The following is a 21,281-nucleotide window of genomic DNA, read 5'->3' as shown; positions in this document are numbered from 1 at the left end:
GGCCGGGGCATCCCCACCACCGGCGGCATGGGCGGTCCGATGATGCCGCCGATGGGAGCAGGCGCCGGCGCCGGGGCCGGCGCGCCCGGCCAGGGCGAGAAGGAGCGGCAGCGCACCACCTGGCTGTCCGAGGACGAGGAGGTCTGGGGCACCGACTCGGGCGCGGTGACGGGCGTCATCGGCCGCTGACGGACCGACCGCCGAGCCGGGACCGGCCGATCCGGCCCGGCGTCGAACCGCGGGCCGCGCCCCGGCCGTAGAGAGAACCGTACGACCCCACGAGCGGGTGCGTCCCGGGCCGGACCCCGGGCCCGGGACGCACCGCGGGGACACCGGGAAGAGACGGGAGACGCGGGCGGATGACGTTCTCGTACGCCGAGCAGATCGACCAGGCCATGGCGGCCCTGGCGGAACAGCAGGTCAGGATGGCCGAGGCGGCCAAGGAGCTGCAGGCGGCCACCGCCTCGGCGACCAGCAAGGACCGGATGGTCACCGCCACGGTGGGCGCGCAGGGCCAGGTGGTGTCCCTGGTCTTCCACACCACCGGGTACCGGACGATGGCTCCGGCGCAGCTCGGGACGGTGATCGCCGACGTGCTGAACACCGCCCGGGCCGACCTCGGCGAGCGGCTGGTCGAGACGATGGGATCGTTCAGCGGCCTGGGCGAGACCCTCCGGGCCTCGATGACCGGCGGCTCCGAACTGGACGAACTCTTCGCGCCGCTGCGGGAGATGCGCCCCGGCTACGCCGAGGCGGAAGCCGCGGAGGAGCGGCGCAAGCGCGACCGGCAGGAGGAGTTCCGTGGCTGAGCAGCTGAACGTGGGCGCGGACTTGGACGCCAAGTTCAAGAAGTTCGCGCCGCTCTCGGACATCCTCGACGACATCGGCCGCCGGTGCGACGAGATCAACACCTTCAACAAGGAGTCGGCCGGGAACGACGAGATCGGCAAGACGTACCACGAGAACGTGGACAGCGCGACCGTCGACCTGGTCAAGCTGTTCGCGACGGTGAGCACCGAGGTGGAGAAGCTCGGCCTCAAGGGCCGGCGGACCTCCCTGATCCTGCACAACGCGGACGAGGACGCCAGGCGCCACGCCTGACGGGCCCGCCCGGCCTCCCCGCTCCCGTCCCCGGCTTCCCGTCCCCACCGGCTCCCGCCCGCGGCCGTGCGCCGCCCGAGCTCCCCGAACGCCAGGAGTGCGCCCCAGTGTCGATCATGCTGCCGCCGGGCTTGGCGAAGTTCTTCAGCATCGTGACCGGCATGAAGTGGCCGGAGGCCGACGAGGACCGGCTGCGCACGGCCGGGGACGACTACCTGGCCATCGCCGCGGAGATCCCCGAACTCCGCGACTGGCTACGGCGGTTGCTGACCACCGTCCACGACAACGACGAGTTCGCGGGCGAGGCGGCCGACCGGTTCTACCAGCGGGTGCTGCCGCTCATCGGCGGCACCGGCGGCACCGACTACGTGACCTCGGCCGGCGTGATGGCGAAGCAGCTCGGGGACTTCGCCCACAAGGTGGCCAACCAGGTCGAGTACGCCAAGTGGATGATCATCGCCCAGCTCATCCAGCTGGTGGCCCAGATCGCCTGGGCGATCGCCATGCTGCCGATCACCTTCGGCGGCTCGGTCGCGGCGATCTTCGCGGCGTACGAGACCGCGGGCGCGATCATCAAGCAGATCTTCATCTGGCTGTTCAAGCAGCTCCTGCTGCACGAGTTCCTTTCCATCACCACCGCCGCGGTGATGGACGGGATCATCCAGGGCATCCAGATCGGCAAGGGCCACAAGGACAGCTGGGAGAAGGAGTCCTTCATCCAGGCCATCGAGATGGGCGCGATCAACGGCCTGCTCACCGGTCCGCTGGAGCTGCTCACCTTCGGCATCGGCAAGCTGTTCGGGCGGATCCTCGGCAAGGGACTCAGCAAGGAACTCCAGGCCGACCTCAAGGCGCTGGCCGGCTCCGAGTTCAAGAAGCTGTCGGAGAACGAGCTCAAGTCGCTGAGCGGCGCCGAGCTGAAGGAGGTCGTCGCCCTCCTGCGGAAGAACGAGACCAACCTCACCGTCCGGGAGGCCATCGCCCAGGTCCGGGAGAACCTCGCCAAGGACCTGGGCAAGACCGTCACGAAGGATGTCGGGAAGACGGTCCGGAACAACGCCCTCAAGGAGCTCGCCGACGGTGTCAGGAACAACGTCGCCAAGGAGGGCGCGGAGAGCGCCTTCAAGGGCGCCGGCAAGGAGGCCGTCGAGAACGTCGCGCAGAAGCTCAGCAAGGTCGAGAAGCTCACCCAGCAGATGGGGGAGGCGTTCGAGCAGCACCTCGTCCACCTGGGCGTCGACAAGGAGCTCTCGAACGCCGCCGGACGGCTGGTGGCCGCGCGGCTCGCCAGCGAGGGCGCCCGGCACGCCATCGATCTCGGAACCTTCAACAAGCTCGTGAAGACGCTGGCCGAGAGCGCCGGAGGGGTCGAGATCGGCGCGCTCAAGGCCGACCTGAAGGGCGTCCTCAAGAACATCGGCCAGATGCAGAACGAGCTGAAGCACCTCAGCGGCGACGCGCTGGAGAGCGGAACGAGGGACCTGGGCTTCCTCCGGGCGGAGCAGCAGCACCTCTCGGAGACCATCCGGGCCACCCAGGACCTCGCGGAGCGCGCGGTGGGCCTGATGGACGGCCTCCACCCGCAGACCGCCGGGCAGTTCCTGTACCGGCTCGGCGAGGGGGTCGGCAACTACCTGAAGGGGGGCGTCCAGAACGTCCTCAGCGAGGGGGCCTACAACCTGACCTTCGGCGAGGACCACACCTTCACCGTCAGCGTCGAGAGCTTCTACGGCGGCGTCGCGATGGGGGCGCTCGGCCACCTCGGGCACATCGCCGGCGGCCCGCTGCGGCTGAAGCTCGCGGACATCAACCTCCCCAACTACGCGCGCTTCCCGCTGGCCGTGGTGTCCACCCTGATGGGCCACCCGACCTCGCTGTGGGTCTCGCGCCCGGAAGGGGCCGGGGCCGGGGGCACCGTGCACGGGGCGGGACTGCCGGAGGGCACCCGGCCGGAACACCTGAAGCTGGACTCCGACGGCTCGGCCGCGCCGTCCGGGGACAAGTCCGCGAAGCCGTCGCCGAGCACCCCGGTGAAGGTGACCGGCGGGGACGAGGCGAAGGCGCCGTCCGCGTCGTCGAAGTCCTCCTCGGACACGTCCACGCCGGAGCCGCCGAAGCGGAGCACGACGGTCGGCGGCCCGAAGGAGGAGCCCGGGCACACGCCCGAGCACACGGCGCAGCAGACGTCGGAGTCGACCGCCGCGACGGCGCCGGCGCCCTCGCACACCACGCCTCCCGGGACGGAGACGCCGGTCCACGTGCCGACGACCGGCGGGCACCCGGAGCCGTCGCAGCAGCAGGGTGTCCACCAGGAGCAGCCGGGGGGCCACCAGCGGACCACCCACCACGTCGAGCAGGAAGCCCCCATCCAGCACCCGCTGTCCGCCGAGGACTTCGGCGACGCCACGACGTACGGCCGGCGCCTGACCGGCGCCGACGACCGAAGCGGCTGGGTGGTCGGCGACCCGCCCTCCGCCGAGGCCCTGAAGGCCCTGGACCTGCGCCCCCTGGACTCCTCGCGCTACGCCCTGGTGATGCACACCGATGCCGAGGGCCTGCCCGTCCACCAGGGCGAGGTGCTGAGCGCGGACAAGCTCGCCGGCGCCATCGGCGCGCTGGCCCGCAACGGGCAGCTGGACGGGCGGACGACGATCGACTTCGTCGCGTGCGGCCTGGCCGGGACGAGCCACACCGACTACGTCGCGGAGGTGATGGAGCAGGTCTGGAAGGACCCGAACCTGAGGCACCTGAAGGCGGTCGCGGCGGACGGACCGGTCTGGGTGGTGCCCGGGTTCGACGGCTCGACGACGGCGCGGACGGGCCCCGGAACCGGCCACCTGGTCGTCGCCGAGAACGTCGGCTTCGACGCGGCCGGCCGGCCGGTGCTGCAGGGCCGCGGCAACTGGGTCGAGTTCGTCCACTCGCCCTCCGTGGACGGCGGGCTGATCATGACCGTGCGCGGCTCGAAGCCGCCGGAGCACTACACCTCCGGCCGGGTCGCGGAGCCGATCCCGGGCACCGCGCGCTTCGGCGAGGCGGAGCCGGAGTCAGACGTCCTCCGGATGACCCGGTGGACGGAGGACGGCGGCACCTTCGTCAACCGCCCGGTTCCGTACGACCGGATCACCGTGGACGGCGAACGGCACGGTGCCAAGGCGATCGAGGACTGGCTCAAGGAGGGCGGTCGCCCGCTGGTCAAGGGGGACCTGGCGACGCTGGTGCAGCGCTTCCTGGAGGACGCCCCGCGCACCGACTACCGGCACGGCCAGCAGGACGAGTTCCTGGCCGACGTGTACCGCTTCGCCTCGTACGAGCGGCGCAGGGAGCACGTGGAGGCGATGGAGGCGGTCGAGCGGACCGCCAGGCGGGTGGTCGAGGAGTACCCGCCGACGGAGTACTACTACCTGGGCCTGGGGCGCAGCCCGGCCGGTGTGGTGGCGTACCTGCACGAGTCGGACCACGGCGCGATGTCGATGCCGCTGTCGAGCTTCCGGCCCAGGCCGCAGGATCCGATGGCGGTGGCCGGATGGGGCCTGGTCAGCGATCTGGGGCGGCCCAACCCGGTCCCGAGCGAGCGGCAGCTCGACCACCTCAAGATGGCGTTCGACACGGAGCTCGGCTCGCTGACGGCGGACGTGCTGCGGGGCCGCAAGGTACTGATGATCGACTACGTGCAGGGCGCGCAGTCGCTGGTGGCGGCCCAGCACTACGTGCAGGAGTACCTGCGCAGCCGGTCCGACCTGGACTCCCCGGTGGTGGAGGCCCTGGCCATGCACCAGCAGATCAACACCTCGTCCGTCAGCCGGATCGTGAACGCCATCGCCAACCCGAAGGAGCGCACGCTCTGGAGGCAGCTCGTGGGGGCGCCCACGGAGATGGTGAACCGCCGGCGGGAATGGCTGGACAAGTTCCACCTGCTGCCGCTCTCCGAGGACGGCCCCGTGGGGCAGTCCGGGGTCAAGCTGGGCGAGCTCCTGAAGAACGAGGCCTTCGACGGCTTCGCGCAGTTCAAGTCGCTCAAGATCCTGGAGGCGGACGCCCAGTGGGTCGAGGGCGCGGTGCGCCAGGTCGAGCTGCCGGACGGCCACTTCACCATCACCGACCGCCAGCTCCGGGACATCCTCACCGGAACCCTCGCCGACCACTACAACCGGACCGGTGACCGGACGGTGCCGCAGGCGCTGCGCACCGAGCTGGAAACGGCCTTCCGCGACGCCCTCCGGGCCGAGAAGAGGGGCCAGGAAGGATCCCTGACCGACGCACTCGTGGCGGCGTACGAGCACCGGGCCGCGGCCGAGACGCCCGAGGCCTCCTCACAGCGCGCCAGGACCATGATCGACCACGCCATGACGGAACAGCCGTCGTACGAGGTCCTCCGGGAGGAGCTGCGCGACTACCTGGACCGGAGGGAGCACGGCGAGCCGTTCGGGGACTTCGGCAGCACCGTGTCGGGCCGCTGGATGGGCGACGTGAAGCTGGACGCCTCCCAGCGCTGGCACCTGGCCGAGGCGTTCTCGCGGTTCCCGGTGCGGGAGAACACCTTCACCGTGGCCGTCCACGGCGGGGCGGACGGGCAGCCCACCCGGGCCGGATCTCCGATCACCCCGGAGGAGATGGCCCGCACCCTGACCGAGCTGGCCGACCGCGGGATCTGGAACGGCACGGACGCGCTGAACTTCGTCGTCTGCGACCTCGCCGGCGGCGTGCAGGGCCACTACGTGACCGAGGTGATGCGCCTGCTCGGCGAGAAGGGCCTGGGCACCACGGCGATCGCCGCGAACGGGAAGGTCTTCTTCGTCCCGAAGGTCGAGGCCGGCTCCGTGGTGGAGGGTCCCGGGCACCTCGTGGTCGCCTCCCACGTCGGCTACGATCCGGCGGGCCGGCCGGTGCTGGTCCCGGGCGGCGAGTTCCTGGAGTTCCGGCGGCCGACCCAGGAGGACCCGCGGCCGGCCCCCGTCCCGCTCGGCGCGCACCTCGGACCGAACGGGCACGACGGCGCGCCGCCCGAGGGCTACGGACGGGCGGCGACCAAGGAGGAGCTGGACCCGAACCGGCAGCTCCCCGGGGCGCTGGCCTTCGCCGACCCGCCCGCGCACCCGACCACCCCGACCACCCCGCACGGCGACGGCGACGGCACGGGGTCGGCGTACCACTACACCGAGGCCCCGGCGCACATCCGCGCCGAAGCGGACGGCGAGCGCGCGGAGCGGTGGCGGCAGACCCAGCGGGACCTCCAGGACAGGTACGAGACGAAGCTCTCCGAGGCCGCCGAGGAACTGCGGCTGGACCCGGACGGCAGCGGCCACCGGCGCGAGGAGGAGGCCGAACGGCGCCTGAGCGAGGCCCTCGACGCCCCGGACCGGTTCCCCGAGGGCGCACCGGCGGACCTGCGCGAGGCGGTGACCAAGCGGGCCCGGGCGATGATGTACACGGAGCTGGAGGCCCGCCCGGGCGACCGCGACCGGATCCTCGGCGACCTCGACGGCCTGGTGCGGGTCGCCTCCGTCCGCGAGGCGGCCGTCCGGGTCGCGGTGCAGCACTTCGAACGGACGGTGGGCGCCTGGAGCGCCCCGCGGATCACCCACGGCGACACCGGCACCGCCCACACCCCCGAGCGCATCCCCGAGCCCGTCGTGGACCTCGTCCGGCACGACTTCACGGTGCGCGCGGAGGCGGAGGCCGCCCGGATCTACGCCGACGCGGAGAGCCTCGACGCGGCGGGCAACGCCCGGGCCGGGCAGGCCCTGCAGCGGCTCACCGAGCACGTGCGGGCGGAGCTCGTCCTGCACACCGACCGGGCGAACGCCCTCGCCGGGGCCAGGGAGCTGGTCGAGCGGGCCGGCACCGACTGGTACGACCGGCTGTCCCCGGCCGACCGGGAACTGCTCGCGGCGGGCGGGGTGACGGACCGGCCGGACCTGTCCCCGAGCAGCCTGCAGGCGATCCGGGACCGGCTGCGCGAGCGCGTCACCGCCGACTTCGACCGGGCGGTCGGTCCACTCGACGAGGCGACCGGCCAGCGTCGGGACCGCGACGAGGCCGTGGAGCTGTTCACCCGCTCGCTGGCCGAACGCGAGGAGGCGCTGCCGCACGAGTTCGCCGTCCAGGCGGTCCGCGAGGCCGCGATCCGCCGGGCCGTCGAGGAGGCGGAGAAGGCGGCCGACTCCTGGGCCGGGAACGGCGCGCGCAAGGAGTTCGTCGAGAAGTTCGGCGGCGACGAGTCCGACGTCCTGCGGGCGAAGGCCACGGTGCTCCGCGACCTCGCGGGGGAACTGGACCGGGCGGCCGCGGAGCGCGTCGGTGATCCGGCCGGGCTGCGCGGCGCCCTCGACCGGCTCACCGACCCCGCCACCCTGACCGAGCGGCTCACCCACGAGGCCGCCCGCCTCGCCGTCCGCCGGCAGGCCACCACCGAGGCCCAGACGGCCGCCCGCGAGCACGGGCTGTCCGGACCCACCGCCGACCGCCTGACGGAAGGCCACGGCGACCGGGTCGCCCGGGCCTTCGACGAGTCCTTCCGCTCGCGCGAGGACACCGCCGAGCGCCACGAGCACTGGCGGCAGAGCCGCCGCGAACTCACCGAGGAGCTGGCCGAGCACGTCGCCTTCGAGCAGGAGGCCGCCCCCGCCCTGCGCGAGGCCGCCGGGGGCTTCGACGGAATCGCCGCGCGCCACGCCCTCAACGAGCAACTGACCGACCACCACAAGGGCGAGTACGGCGACGAGCTCTTCACCCGCTACCGCGAACTGTGGAAGCTCGCCCACCTCGACGCGGCCGGTTGGCGCAGCCACGAACGCGCCCACGAGAACGCCTTCGGCCGCCGGACGGAACCACGGCCCGAGGAGACCGCCGACCGGCCCGCGGAGGCCGGCGCCCTGACCGTCGTGGACAGGACGGCCGCCGCCCGGCCGGTCCGGGAGCGCGGCGACGAGGTCTCCGACCTGGTCGCCGGTGCCCTGACCCCCCGGAACGCCCCCGACCGGTCCGACCTCCGGGCGCCCGGGCAGGAGCGGTCGGTCGTCGAGGAGCCGTCCTCGGAGGCCGCTTCCCCAGAGGTCGCTTCCTCGGACGTCACCGTCCAACACGAGGCGCCGGCCGCGCCGGTCGCCGTTCCCGTGGCCGTCCCGCCGATCGCCCTCGGCCCCGAGGCGCGCACCGGTGTCCTCGCGCGGGTCAACGAACTGATGGGAGGGCCTGACGGCTGGCCGGGCCTGCACATGTCCTCCGGCCGCCACGTCGGGCTCAACGCACCGGGCCACACCACGCTCGCCGACGTCAAGGCGCTGGCCGACCGGCTGACCGAGCTCGGCGCCCTCGACCCGGCGGCCAGGGCCGCGGTGGACGCCCTGCACGCGGAGCAGGCATCGGCCGCCCCGGCGCCCGTCAAGGGGAGGCCGAGGTCCGCCGACTACGTGCCCCCGAAGCTGCGCAAGCAGGTGTTCGACCTGGCGAAGCCCGTGGTGGACGCGGCGGCCGACCTCCTCGGCGGCCCGCTCCGACCCGCCCACGCGGACCGGCTGGGTGTGCGGATCGGCGACGAGGTCGGTCCCGGGGCGGCCAACCGTCCGGACGACGTCCAGGCCCTCGCCACGAGCCTGCACCGGCGGGGCCGGCTCTCCGAGGCCGTGCGCGCGCGGCTGACGGAGAACCCGGCCGACGCGGAGGCCCGCACCACGCTGCACGAGGAAACGCTGAAGCTGGTCGCCGACCACCTGGCCGGACGGCTGGACCTGGCGGCCCCGGACAGCGGCCACCGGCTGGTGGCCGCCATGGACAGGCCCGACCTGACGATGTCCTGGAAGGTCGCCGGCACGGGCAGCCACTTCCAGGACTGGGCGACCGGCAAGCGGGAGGAGGCGCCGCCGCTGGCCGAGGACACCACGCTCAACTGCTGGGAATCGGTCCTGCTGGCGGCCCACCACGCCGGCCTGCTGTCCAAGGAATGGATCCGGGACGCCTACGCCGACCACGACGTGCCGGGCTGGGAGGCCCGACTGCGCGGCAAGCTGCTCCCGCACGGCCCCACCTCGTACGACTCCGGCAACCCCGAGAGCCCGCTGCCGCGCGCCGGCGACATCGTCATCACCAGCAAGGACCTCAGCCACGTGGCCCTCGCCACCGGGCGCACCAACGCGGACGGCGTGCCGCTGGTGCTGAGCTTCGGCGTGGAGAGCGAGAGCGGGAACTTCAGCGCGGACAAGGTCTCCGTCGCCCCCCTCGACGACGTCCTGATCATGCAGGCCGACTTCGGACCCGGCCCGTGGTTCCGGCAGGGCACGGACTCCGAGGCCCCCGTGCCGCCCCCGCGGCCCAGCCGGCTCGAAGTCCCCGCACAGCTGCCGCTCCCCGCCCCGGTCCGCACGGTCAGCCACGGCACCCCGGACCCGCAGCCCCTGGTGCCCCTGGTGCCCCGGCCCGGGACCGACCGCACACCGCGCTTCGTCGTCCGGTCCTCCTTCGACGCCCGGCGCTTCGACCACGGCGGACCGGTCACCGACCTGACGGTGCGGATCGCCTTCCGCGACGGCGGCGGGCACGACACCGGCGCGGTGTGGGACAAGGTCGTCCAGGGCGTGGAGGAGTACCTCAACAAGCCCGGCTACCGGCTCACCAACGGCGACCGGATGCACGTCACCGTCCTGCCCGTGGAACCCGGACAGAAGCCGCACCTGACCGTCGACCTGGTCGGCCACGACCGGCCGATGGACCAGCAGTCGTGGCGGCCGGACGCCGACCCGATCGACTACGCCCACGAGGTGGGCCACCAGATCGGCCTGCGCGACGAGTACCGCACCCAGGACCTCACCCACCGCCCCGACGTCAAGGGCAGCCTGCTCGGCGACCACCGCGCCCTCGCCCCGTCCGGGCTTCGGCAGGGTGGCCTGCGCGAACGCCACCTGTCGCTGATCTCCAGGGTCGTCGGCGACCTGGAGCGCCCGCCGACCTCCGGCCCGCGCGACCTGACCTGGCAGCAGGCCCGCGACGCGGCGGCATCGTACGAGCGCAACCACGTCTGGGTGGACCCGGTGTCCAAGCCCGGCACCGTCGGCCACGACGGCGGCCCGCAGGAGGTCGCCCCACTGATGGCGGACGGTGGATGGATCGATCCGCCGGCAGAGGGCGAATGGATCGTCATGCATCCTCCCTACGCTTCCGGCGACCAGTGGGGCATCGCGGCGGCCATGCTCATCAACAGCCGGCTGCACGTCCTGATCGCGCGCGGGCCGGGACCCGGGGAGGCCGGCCACGACCCGGTCCTGGACAAGTCCGCGCAGATCGAGGCGTTCTACCGTTCCGCCGGGATTCCCGACGCCGACCTCCGCATCCACGTCGTGACCGCGTCGAGCATGGAGAAGAGTGCCCTCTGGCGGACGCTGAGGACCGAAGCCACCAGTATCGCGGAGAACCAGTGGGGGGAGACCTGGGAGCAACGGCCCTGGGGGCAGGTGGTCAGGGGAATCACGGACGGCACCTACTACCTCGGCGGCGCGTTCAGGGAAGCGGAACACCGTGACGCCATCCGCGCCGCCTGGGGCATGAACGACCGGTTCGACCCGGAGATCGGTGTCTGGTTGACGAACCGGGGCATTCAGCCGCCCCCCGTCGACGCGAAGGTTCTCGTGCTCTGGTCCCGCTTCAGCGGCAAGGCGGCCCAGTGGTCCGACGTGTCCGGCCGGATGGAGCACGACACGAGCTTCGAAGGCATGCGGCAGCTGCTGCGCGAGTTCGCGGGCGACTACCACACGGTGATCATCACGGGTGATCCCCATCCCACCCGGAGTGGCAAGTGGAACGAACTGGTCGCGAGGATGCGCCACGAACTCGGGAAGGAGCAGATCCACCACGTCACCGGGTTCTGGCGGGGAAGGGACGAGAGCGTCTCGGCATGGACGCAGGACACCAGGGTGGGGCAGCTGCGGCTGTACGACTACTTCCACCGTCGCAACCAGCTGGACCACCTCGGATTCCGCTCCGGCAACCTGGAGTCCGTCGCCCTGATCGGTCACAACGTCTCCTACCTGGAGGAGTTCGACGCGACCGGAGCGAACCGGATGACGAGGTGGCACGTCGACACCATGACCGGCAAGACCTCGCTCGGGGGCGATCCGGTGGGCTACGAGCGGGTGCAGGTCTCCGCACCGCCCACCGCGTCCGGACAGCACGCCACGCCGTACGACGCCAAGCGGGACGGCCACCTGACGTTCACGCCGGAGGAATCCGCACTGTGGCGCAAACCGGCGGGCGTCTACACCCACCAGCGGGGCTTCGACTACCAGGCCCTCGTGGACGTCAGGGAAGGGCTGAGCCATTCGGCCCCGGGGATGCGGGTGGACCAGGACACGTTCTGGGCCGACCGCGTCCGGTACCTCCAGCGTCGGTACGAGAAGCTCCGTGCGGACTTCGTGACCCACGCGGACGGGGCGGACGTCGAGTCGTCCCTGACGCACTACGACGGGCAGTTCCGAGGAGAGATCGAACCGGGAACGGGCCTGGCCTGGTACCAGCAGATGACCCTTCTGCTGGAGACACCGGGGTACATGCCCGACCTTCTGCAGGGCTCCCGCGCCTATCGTGAGCCGTACCTGACGATGATGGGCCACCTCGGCGAGTACCGCGTCCTGCTGGAAGTGCCGCGGAACGGGGACGACTTCTACCACGCCGTGTCCGCTTGGTTCGGAACGGCCGGCGAGCCGAGGACGCTGCGTGACTGGGCCGTCAACTGGATGGACGCGAACCGGCAGCTCGTCGAGGAGTACGCGGGGAGGTTCGGGACCACCTATGAGTACCTCCGCACGACTGTCGGCACCGACGGCCGTTGGGCCGGGAACGCGGGCGTGATGGTCCCGCACCTCGTGGCCTCCGCGCTGGGCGTGAAGATCGACCTGCACGACGGGAACACATGGAAGCTGCTCAGCCCGTTGGACGGCACGTGGAACGGGGGACGTATCCAACTGGGGCTGGCCGACGGGCACTTCCGGCCGCTCGTGCGGGACGTCGCACCGGGCGGGACGGGCGGGCCGGGTGGGCCAGGGGGACCGGGAGGGTCGGAGAGCCTCGGGAAGCGGTCGCAGCCGGACGATGACGACGGTGGGCAGGGCGAAGACCAGACCAGCAAGAAGCCCAAGTCGACACTGCCGCCGCCGGCGTCGACCGGGCAGGACGGGCAGGTCGTCGCCGCGCACACGCCGATCGGGCTGGGCGGGGGCGGGATGCCGGTGCCCGGGCCGCTGCACGAGCGGGTGCAGGCGCTGGAGCACCTGTCCTCGGAGGAGCGGCGTCTCCTGGTGGAGGACGGCGCCTTCCAGGAGAGCCTGCGTCAACTGGAGCCGGAGGACTACGCGCAGGCGGCGGCGAAGCTGCTCATCGACGTCGATCCCCGGACCCACCAGCCGGTCGCCGCACGCAGGACGGCCGAGAACCTGGTCGCGCGGATGCTGGCGAACAAGGCGGTCGCGGAGCGGGTGGTGGCGTCGGGCGTGCGGATCGGCGTGGTGCCGCGCGACGTCCCGATGACGGAGGTCTCCGGCTTCGTGGCCTCCGAGCACGGCACGGGCGACGGTCGCGACTGGTCGGTGGTCCGGGGATCGAGCGGGCCGACGACTGTCCTGATCACGGAGGAGAACCTGCTCGGCGCCAGGACGCGGATCGGCCGGATCCCGACGTATGCCGAGGGGTACTCCAGCTCCGCCCACGAACTCGCCCACACGATCCACGAGTTCGGCCTGACGCAGGCGGAGAAGGAGCTGATCGGGCAGGCCTACCGGGAGCGGAGCGTCGCGGACGCCCTGGCGGAGCTGTTCGGTGAGGAGCCCCTCACGGACTGGCCCGACGGCGGACTGAACGACGGGGAGGGCAACCGGGTCGGCAACTACTCGGCGCGCAACGAGCACGAGTTCTTCGCGCAGCTGGTCACCGCGTACCTCGGGCACAACCACGGCAACGACCCGTCCACGGGGCTGCCCCGCAACAACGGCGCCGAGTGGGTGCGGGAGAACGCGCCGGAGCTGGTGGAGCTGCTGGGCGACCTCTTCGGGCACGGCCCGCAGCCGGAGCGCACGGAGCCCGCCAACAAGGTCGGTCGGACGGATGCCGAGGAGCAACTGTTCGAAGGTTTCCGGGAGTTCATGGAGACCGCGACGACGAAGACGGAGGAACAGCCGCTCCACGTCGAGGTGCAGGAGCAGCCCGCGCACATCGAGGTGCAGGAGGAGTCCGCCCAGCACACGGAGGACGAGTCCGACCACCTCTCGCTGGACCAGCAGATCGAGCTGGCCCTGAACCCGGGCGCCACCGAGAACACCGTGACCGAGAACACTGTGACCGAGAACCCGGTGACCGAGAACACCGTGACCGAGAACACCGTCGTCGAGGACACCGTGGTCGAGCCGCCCCTCGTGGTCGCCGCGCCGATCGTCGTCCCGCCGCCGGAGCAGCCGCTCGTTCCGACCCCGCCCACCCGTCTCCGGGAGCGCGGGCTGTCCGCCTACGACGTGCTGGTGCACCTGGAGAACCTCCCGGCGCAGCACTTCGAGAGCCTCGTGGGCCGGTTCACCGCGGCGCTGCACGGGGACGGGAAGGCCGCGCGGACGCTCGCGGAGAGCCTGTTCGGCAGCGAGACGCTGCGTCCGACGGTGTCCGCGCTGTCCCGGGGGGACGTGCGGGAGGTGCCGTTCCAGGCGGGCCGGTGGTCCGGCCAGATCAGGATCAGCGCCGCCCTGGGGGAGGCCCGTCACCTCAAGACGCTGCGCAACTTCGAGTTCGAGTACGGCTCGGAGCAGCAGAGCACGGTCGGCGTCTCCAAGGACCGGCTCACCCAGGTCAACGCGGGCGCGCAGCTCAGGGCGAAGCTGGGCAGCGCCCGGGACCTCACCGAGACCCTCGGCTACCAGCACGGCTGGATGAACGGCAGCACCTCCGCCGAGGCCAGCCGGACGAGCGCCCGGGGCAAGACCGTGGAGCTGGCGGACCTCTTCGAGGCCCCGTTCACGCTGACCGTGGAGTTCCTGGACGCCAAGTTCCACGGCGCGCCCGGCCCGTGGCACACGCCGCAGCCGATCGACCTCCCGGTCACCGGCCACGTCGCCGTGCCGAAGCGGGAGACCGCCAACCTGCCGCCGGTCGCCGAGGCGCACTACGCGGTGCCGCTGGAGGTCTCCGAGCACCGGCGGCTGGCCGGCTCGCACATCGTCACCGACGTGTGGCCGCTCGAACCTCCCCGGCGGCGCCAGGGGGAGAACGATGCGAACGAGGTCGAGATGACGGACCTCAACCAGCGGCAGCCCGCCGTCCCGCCGATCGGGAAGTTCGTGGCGGGCTTCGAGGAGGCGGCCGAGCGCTACTTCGGCAGCCGCTGGCCGGAGCTGCGGCGCCGGCTGCTGACGGAGCTCGATCTCGGCACCCTCCAGCAGGAGCTCAAGGGGACGATGGCCGGGCAGAAGCTGACCATCGTGGACGACAGCCTGGTCGGGGCGGCCGCGATGATCACCATCGGCAGCGGGTCGGTCGCCCGGATGCGGCAGGTCCACACCCTGCCGACCACCGAGATCAACATCTCCACCGCCACCACCCGCGCGCACGTCGAGCAGACGACCACGAGCAAGGAATGGCACATGCTGCCGTCCTCGGTCACGAACAAGACGGACGGGAACTTCGTCGGCGGCGGCGGTCTGGGCGCCAGGGCCGGGCGGGACGGGGTCGGGCTGCACGGCTCCGGCTCCGACCTGGGGAACGGCACCAAGATCAAGCGGCCGGCGGTGCTGTTCGAGGGGGCGGCCGACCTGACCGTAACCTTCGGCTGGAGCGGCGGGTTGCTGCCCCATCCCGCCGAGGCGACCACCCGCGTGGAGCTCGGCTTCCGGACCGTGATCGACCAGGACGAGGCCGTCCTGGTCACGGGCGCCGACCACGTCGTGGAGGGCACGAACCCGCCCGAGTTCGTCGCCCAGCGGCCCGCCCCGCCCCTCACCCCCGCCAACGAGACGGGCGCGCTGGTACGGGCCCCGCTGGACGCGGTGTGGACCGGCCTGCCCGATACCACCGTCGTGCGGGACCTGCGCGACATCACCCCGCTGCACACCGAACTCGACCGCGTCGGCGCGCTGCTGCTCGGCGAGAAGGCCTGGAAGGAGGTGCGCGAGGACGTCCTCCAGGCCTACTCGCACAGCGCGGTCAGCGCCCACCTCGTCGGCATGTCGCGCGGCTCCGCGCTGCGCGGCCCCGAGGTCACCATGGGCCCGCTGAAGGACCTGCACCTCGCCACGACCGTACGGCTGCACCGGATGACCCACCTGCGCGGCCAGGCGACCGCCGAGCTGAACCCGGTCCGCGAGACCAGCACCTTCGACTCGGCCCGCCACCTGCGCTCCGACACCGTCAACGGCCAGTTCCAACTGGCCGGCAAGGGCACGGTGTTCACCCACGAGAACGTGCTGAAGGCCTCGGGCAAGCCCTTCGAGGACGTCCTCCAGGGCACCGTCGTCCCCTCCCTGGAGTCGCGGATCCGCGACGGCTGGCGCAGCGGCGAGTCCGACAAGGGCTACGCCAACGGCAAGTACCTCAGCCCGCAGGAGCTGTACCGGGCCGAGTTCGAGGTGCTGCTGAAGGTCAACGGCCGGGACTTCGGGCCGGTCCTGCTCACCACGGAGCTGAGCCTGGAGCAGGTGCACACGGCGCCGCACACGATCGCCCCGAACGAGCGGCACGGCTTCGTGGTGCCGCCGGGGCTGCACGAGCAGGCCCTCACGCCGCCGCCGCACGTTCCCCAGCGGGCCGACGAGCAGGCCGCGCCGCCGCTGCGCCTCGGCCAGTCCGACGTGGTGCTCAGCCTCGGCCGCGGCGACACCGCGGTGCTGCGGACCGTCCTGGACGCGCTCCAGGCGCACACCGGACGGCCGGTGCCCGCGAACGTCGAGGCACTGCTCGCCCGGTCGATCGACGCGTACGGCCTCAAGTCCGCGCTGTCCCGGCTCAGCCGGGGCGGACGGATCCGGGTGCCCCTGGAGTTCGACGGCTGGAAGGGCACGGTCGTGGTCGGGGGCGACCTGCTGCGCCCGCAGCCCCGGGAGGAGCTGCTCGCCTCGTTCGAGTTCGAGTCCGGCAGCCAGCAGCGCACCACCACCGGCACCACCGCGGACCTGCGCACCCGGCTCCGGATCCGCGCCCGGGCGGGGATCACGCTGCCCTATGTCAACCTCACCGGCGAGTACACGCACACCCGGGACTTCGTCAAGGGCATCTCGATCGACCGGGTGGGCGGCACCAACAGCCGGGGCAAGAGCGTCGAGCCGGCCCGGCTCACCGACGTGGACGCCGTGTTCACGGTCACCTTCGAGACGAGCAAGCGGTCCCACGCGATCGCGCCGCCCGCCCCCGTCACGGCGTCGGCCGTGGTGGCCGCGCCCCAGCGCGTCCGGGAGGCGGTCCCGCGGATGCTGCCGACCCACCGGCTCGGCTCCTCCGACGTGATCACCGCCGTCCACCTGAACCAGGACCGCAGCGGAACGGTGCACGACCTGGTCCTCGGTCTGGGTGCCACCCTGTTCGGGAACGGGGGCCACACCGTCGCCGACTTCCTGGGCAAGGACTGGACGGGCATGGCGCGGAAGCTGTCCGCGAGGCTGGACTTCGACCGGTTGCAGATCCAGCTCAAGTCGGTGATGGCCGGCCACCCGCTGGTCGTGGAGCACGGCCGGAGCACGGCGGTGATCACCGCCGAGGTGGTCCAGTTGACCCCGACCGGGCGGCCGCCGCAGGTCGAGTTCAACATCGGGAACAGCCACCAGACCTCGCTCACCAGCTCCGACGGCGGGACCAACACCGGCGGCGGCAGCGGTCACGCGTTCACCGGCGGCCTCTACGTCACCGGCGACCCGGCGGGCACCGGGGTCGGACCGGTGGGCGGCCCCACCTTCACCTACGCCAAGGGCGTGGACCGGCTGGAGCACGGCAACGACTCCAGCAGCAGCGGCACCGCGATCAAGAGCAAGGTGGCCGCGGTGGCCCACCAGGCCGCGGTGGTGCTGAAGATCCGCTTCGAGCACGAGCCGGTCGTCCTGCTGCACCCGGCCGACGCCATCCGCCCCGACCGCGTACCCCGGCCCTCGGACGACGACCGGTCGGTGCTCGGCAAGGTCAACCGGAGCCTCACCCGGATCGGCGACCAGCTGACCGGCCTCGGCCGCTACCGGCGCACGCTCGTCGAGGCCACCATCCACGCCGACGTGCTGATGGAGACCGGCCGCGACGAGGCCGTCGTGCCGTCGCGCTACGGCGCCCCGAAGACCGGGTTCCCGTCACTGCGCCCGCCCGAGGAGGTCGGCACGAGGGTGCTGCGCAGGCCGCCCGAGTCCCTGTTCCGGGAGGGCGTGCGGGACGTCGGGATCCTGCGCTGGATCGACGACACCTCCGGCGTGCGGGACCTGCTCACCGTGTTCGGGCCGCGCTTCTTCAAGAAGGGCACCTGGTCCTGGCTGGAGTCCGTCGCCCGCAACACCCACAGCCACGCCCAGCTGTCCGCGCTGTTCGGCTCGGTCTCCCGGGGACGGGACGTCCAGCACTTCGAGGACGGGCCGGACCGCGACGTCCTGGCACCGGGCGGCCGGAGCATCACCACCCCGTCGGTCGGCAAGCGTTTCCTCGTCGACGACGCCGACGTGACGGCCACCGTCTCGATCGTCCAACTGGAGTACCAGCGCGACAACACGGCCGCCGCGATCAGCCCCGCCAACGACAGCGGCGGCGGCGGACGGCACACCCGACTGGACTGGGGCCAGTGGAACCTCCAGGTCCAGGGCGGGGCCAAGGCCGGACTGGACGGCGGCGTCGACCTCACCGGCCTGCTCACCGTCGGAGGCGGCAAGCGGTGGCGCGAGGGGCCGTCCACCGGGGCCTCCGGCAAGATCGTCGCCGGGGCCAAGTTCCCCGAACCGACCGCCCGCTACACCGGCTACGCCGAGGTCGAGGTCACCTTCCGCGACGGCGACCGGACCCTCACCGAGAAGGGCCTCGTCCCGATCGAGATGGAGGTGCCGATCGGCGAGACCACCGAACTGACCTCGGCCGGCCACCAGCGGGTGCTCTTCACCGCCCTGCACCCCGAAGGCGAGACGACCCATCGCAACTCCGTCTCCGACGCCGTCGCCGACCTGCTCGCCACCCCGCTGGCGGGCGCCGGCGACAGGGTGCACCTGCTGGCCGACCCTAACGAACGCGACACGCCCGCCTACCACGACCTGGTGGAGGCACTGCGCGTGCTCCCGCACGACGACCCGTACTTCACCATGGTCTTCCACGGCCGGCCGGAGGACGGCGCCCCGCTCCTGCACGGCGAGGAGGTGACCCCGGAGCAGTTCGCGGGGGCGCTGCTGCGGCTCGCCGAGGGCGGCCAGTGGCAGGGCGAGCCGCTGCGGTTCCTGTCCTGCAACAGCGCGGTCGGCGGGGCGGGCTCCTTCGCGGGCAGGACCGTGCAGGCCCTGCACGAGCAGCTCGCCGCTCGCCGGGCCGAGGCCGCCCTCGGCGGGCAGCCGCTCAGCGAGAACCTGGCCCGCCTCACCGACCTGGTGGCCTTCGCCGGCAACGGCTCGGTCTACCTCACCGTCGGCAACGACCCCCGGGCCGTGGTGGCCCGCACCGTCGGCTTCACCGCCGACGGACGCCCCCTGGTCGACGGCCCCGGCGACTGGCTGCGCCTGCACGTCGAGGAGGACCAGGTCCGCACCACCGCGCTCGGCCAGGAACTCCTCCACGAAGGCCAGGAGCGGGTGCCCCTCGCCACCGAGGACGACCCGATCGACCCGAACCAGCCCGCCCCGGTGCGGCTGCTCGACGAGGAGGACGTCGCGCCGGTGGTCGAGGAGCAGGCGGACCACGATGCCGAGCCGGTGGTGGAGGACCCGGCGCCGGTCGTGGTACCGGTCGCCGGTCACGGTGCCGCGCCGGTCGTCGAGCAGGACGTGGCGCCCGCCGCCCCGCCGGTGGGGCCTCCGACGTGGCAGGTCCAGCGGAGGCGCGCCTGGGCCCTGCTCCAGCCGGAGCCGGAACCGCAGACGATGCCCGGACCGAAGACGGAGCAGGAGACGGCGGCGGAGAACGCGGTCAGGGCGGCGAACCTGAGGCGGCTGGCCTACGACTACGGGACCGGGGCGGACGCCCTCACGGCGCTGACGGCCCGGTTGCGCGAGCGCCCTGCCGGCACCGACGCCACCGTGGCCGTCACCCGACCGGACGGTCATGACGCGTTGCTGACCCTCCGCCTGCACGAGGACGGCTCACTGAGGCTCGTGCGGCCGGACGGAGGCGAAAGGCCCGTCACCATCCGCACGGACGAGGCGGAACCGACCACCCGGATCCTGGAGGTCCCTGCCGAGGCCGACGGCGCCGAGGCACCCCTCCTCCAGGAGGCGGGCCGGGTCACGTCCGAGACCCATCTGTGGGTGACGATGTCGAACGACCACGTGTCGGGGGAGGCGCTGACCCGACTCGGAGCGAACACCTACACCATCAGGGCGGAGAACTCCGGTGACATGTACCACATGCGCGCCGCCCTGATCGCCCACCCGGACCGCGCGTTGCTGGTGTGGAACGTCAGCGAGTCGACCAGGAGGCAGGTTGAGGGGATCATCAACCTGCACGACGACCTCTTCACCCAGGGGCGCAGGATCCACTACACGACGGAAACGAGGCTTCCCACCGGCCAGTCCTGGCGGAACGAGACGGCGGCCTCGGAGGACATCGCGACGCGACTGACGAGGAGTGTCGTCGGCGACCACATGAGGCTGACCGACAGGATCCTGCCGAGGCAGCGCAGGTTCCCGTCGACCAATGACCAACTCGCCCTCATGGTAAGGAAACTGACGGAGATTCAGGCTGACGTGAGCCGCTATCGCGGCCGGGGCGAGGAGGGCGGGGAGCTCTCGCTGCGGGCGGCCCGCATCGCGGAACTCGGCGATGCCTACGGGCACTACACCGAGGAGGAGGCGGAGGCCTTCCAGCAGGACCTGGAGAATCCGGCACTGGGGCGCTTCGAGCCGGGGCAGAACTACGTGATCGTGACGTACCGGGACAGCGGCCACAGCAACCGTGCCGGCGCCAACGCGCCGGCGCTCGACACCGGGCTGGAGGGAGTCCGCCAGATCATCGAGCAGGTGCAGGAAGCGGCCAACGGCCGCTTCCGGGTCGTCGTGATGGGCGAGGAGCCGGCGGAGTGGTCCGGGCCGGCCCTGCAGAACTACTGGAACTGGCCGTCGGTCGGAAACCGGCGCAAGGAACTCGCCCTCCTGAGGTACCTCGCGGACGAGTACAACATCGTCGGCGCGGTCGGCATGCGCAGCGGCGTCATGGACGAGCTCGCCTTCGCCGGGATCAAGGTCATCTCGATCGACATCAGCCCACACCGGAACGAAGGGGACGGGATACCGAACCTCAAGCAGTCCAAGGGCTGGACCCGCGGCCTGCGGTTCGAGGAGGCGTACGAGCGGAACTACGGTCGGGCGTTCGTCACCGATCCCAGGCCGGAGGACACCACCTACGCGGCACCGGGCGCCACCACCCCGGTCCCGTTCCCCGGCCGGTTCAGTGCCGATGACGTCCTGACAATCCGCAGCGCCGTCGAGTTCTACCTCGTGGACGACCCGGACTCCGCGGGGTTCCGGCACGATTCCCACCCGCACGAGCGGCTCCGCGTGGAGGCCGCCCTGGACCGGCTGGGACCCGTCGCCACCATGACCGGCCTCCAGCTGGCCCAACGGACCCTGCCCTACCTGCGCGAGTTCAGGGAGTTCAAGGCGCGGATCCCCGAGGTGTGGGACCTGGTGGAACCGAGGCTGATGGAGGCGGAGGACGCGGCCGCCGACTACCAGAACCGGGCCGCCGAAGCCTGCCGGCAGGCCGTGGCCGACTTCCCGGAGGGGCTGACGGCCCTCGGCGTCACCGCGGCGTCCGACCTCCTGGCGAAGGTCGGGCCCGGCCCGCTCAGCGCGCAGCACCCGATCGAGGAGGTCGGTGCGATGTTCATCGAAGAGATCCGGACGGCACTCCGGAAGGCACTCCCGAAGGGGGCCACGCCCGCGGTCAGGGAGTGGATCACCAATGCGAGCCCGGAGCAGCTGCGGACCGTCCTCAGGCGCTGCCTGGAGGTGTACGGCGGGCTCCCGTAGGAGAACGGGACGGGCCCCGGCCGGAGG

General features: G+C 72.3%; 4 protein-coding genes. All 4 read left to right on the top strand.

Annotated features, from left to right (window positions below; all coding sequences use genetic code 11):
• Positions 1-189: hypothetical protein (locus tag ACFU7Y_RS17375; RefSeq protein WP_380768590.1), on the top strand; the 189-nt coding region annotated here is incomplete at its 5' end.
• A 170-nt stretch (positions 190-359) separates the two neighbouring features.
• Complete coding sequence (locus ACFU7Y_RS17370; RefSeq protein ID WP_224278878.1) at positions 360-809, top strand: YbaB/EbfC family nucleoid-associated protein; 450 nt, start codon at positions 360-362, stop codon at positions 807-809.
• Positions 802-1,101, top strand: coding sequence for a hypothetical protein (locus tag ACFU7Y_RS17365; RefSeq protein WP_224278880.1), 300 nt, complete (start codon positions 802-804; stop codon positions 1,099-1,101). The genes ACFU7Y_RS17370 and ACFU7Y_RS17365 overlap by 8 nt, the downstream gene beginning before the upstream one ends.
• A gap of 107 nt (positions 1,102-1,208) precedes the next feature.
• Positions 1,209-21,254 (top strand): hypothetical protein, encoded by a 20,046-nt coding sequence (locus ACFU7Y_RS17360; RefSeq protein WP_380768587.1) that lies wholly within the window; start codon positions 1,209-1,211, stop codon positions 21,252-21,254.
• Positions 21,255-21,281 lie beyond the last annotated feature (27 nt).

It is taken from the genome of Kitasatospora sp. NPDC057542 (genome assembly GCF_042801945.1).
Taxonomy (GTDB): Bacteria; Actinomycetota; Actinomycetes; order Streptomycetales; family Streptomycetaceae; genus Kitasatospora.
The sequence above is the reverse complement of the archived record's forward strand: the minus strand, read 5'-3'. Positions and strand labels throughout refer to the sequence as shown.

What these genes read in the sequence shown, in the direction of transcription:
- ACFU7Y_RS17370 (WP_224278878.1), top strand. Translation starts at nt 360, where the DNA reads ATGACGTTCTCGTACGCCGAGCAGATCGACCAGGCCATGGCGGCCCTG.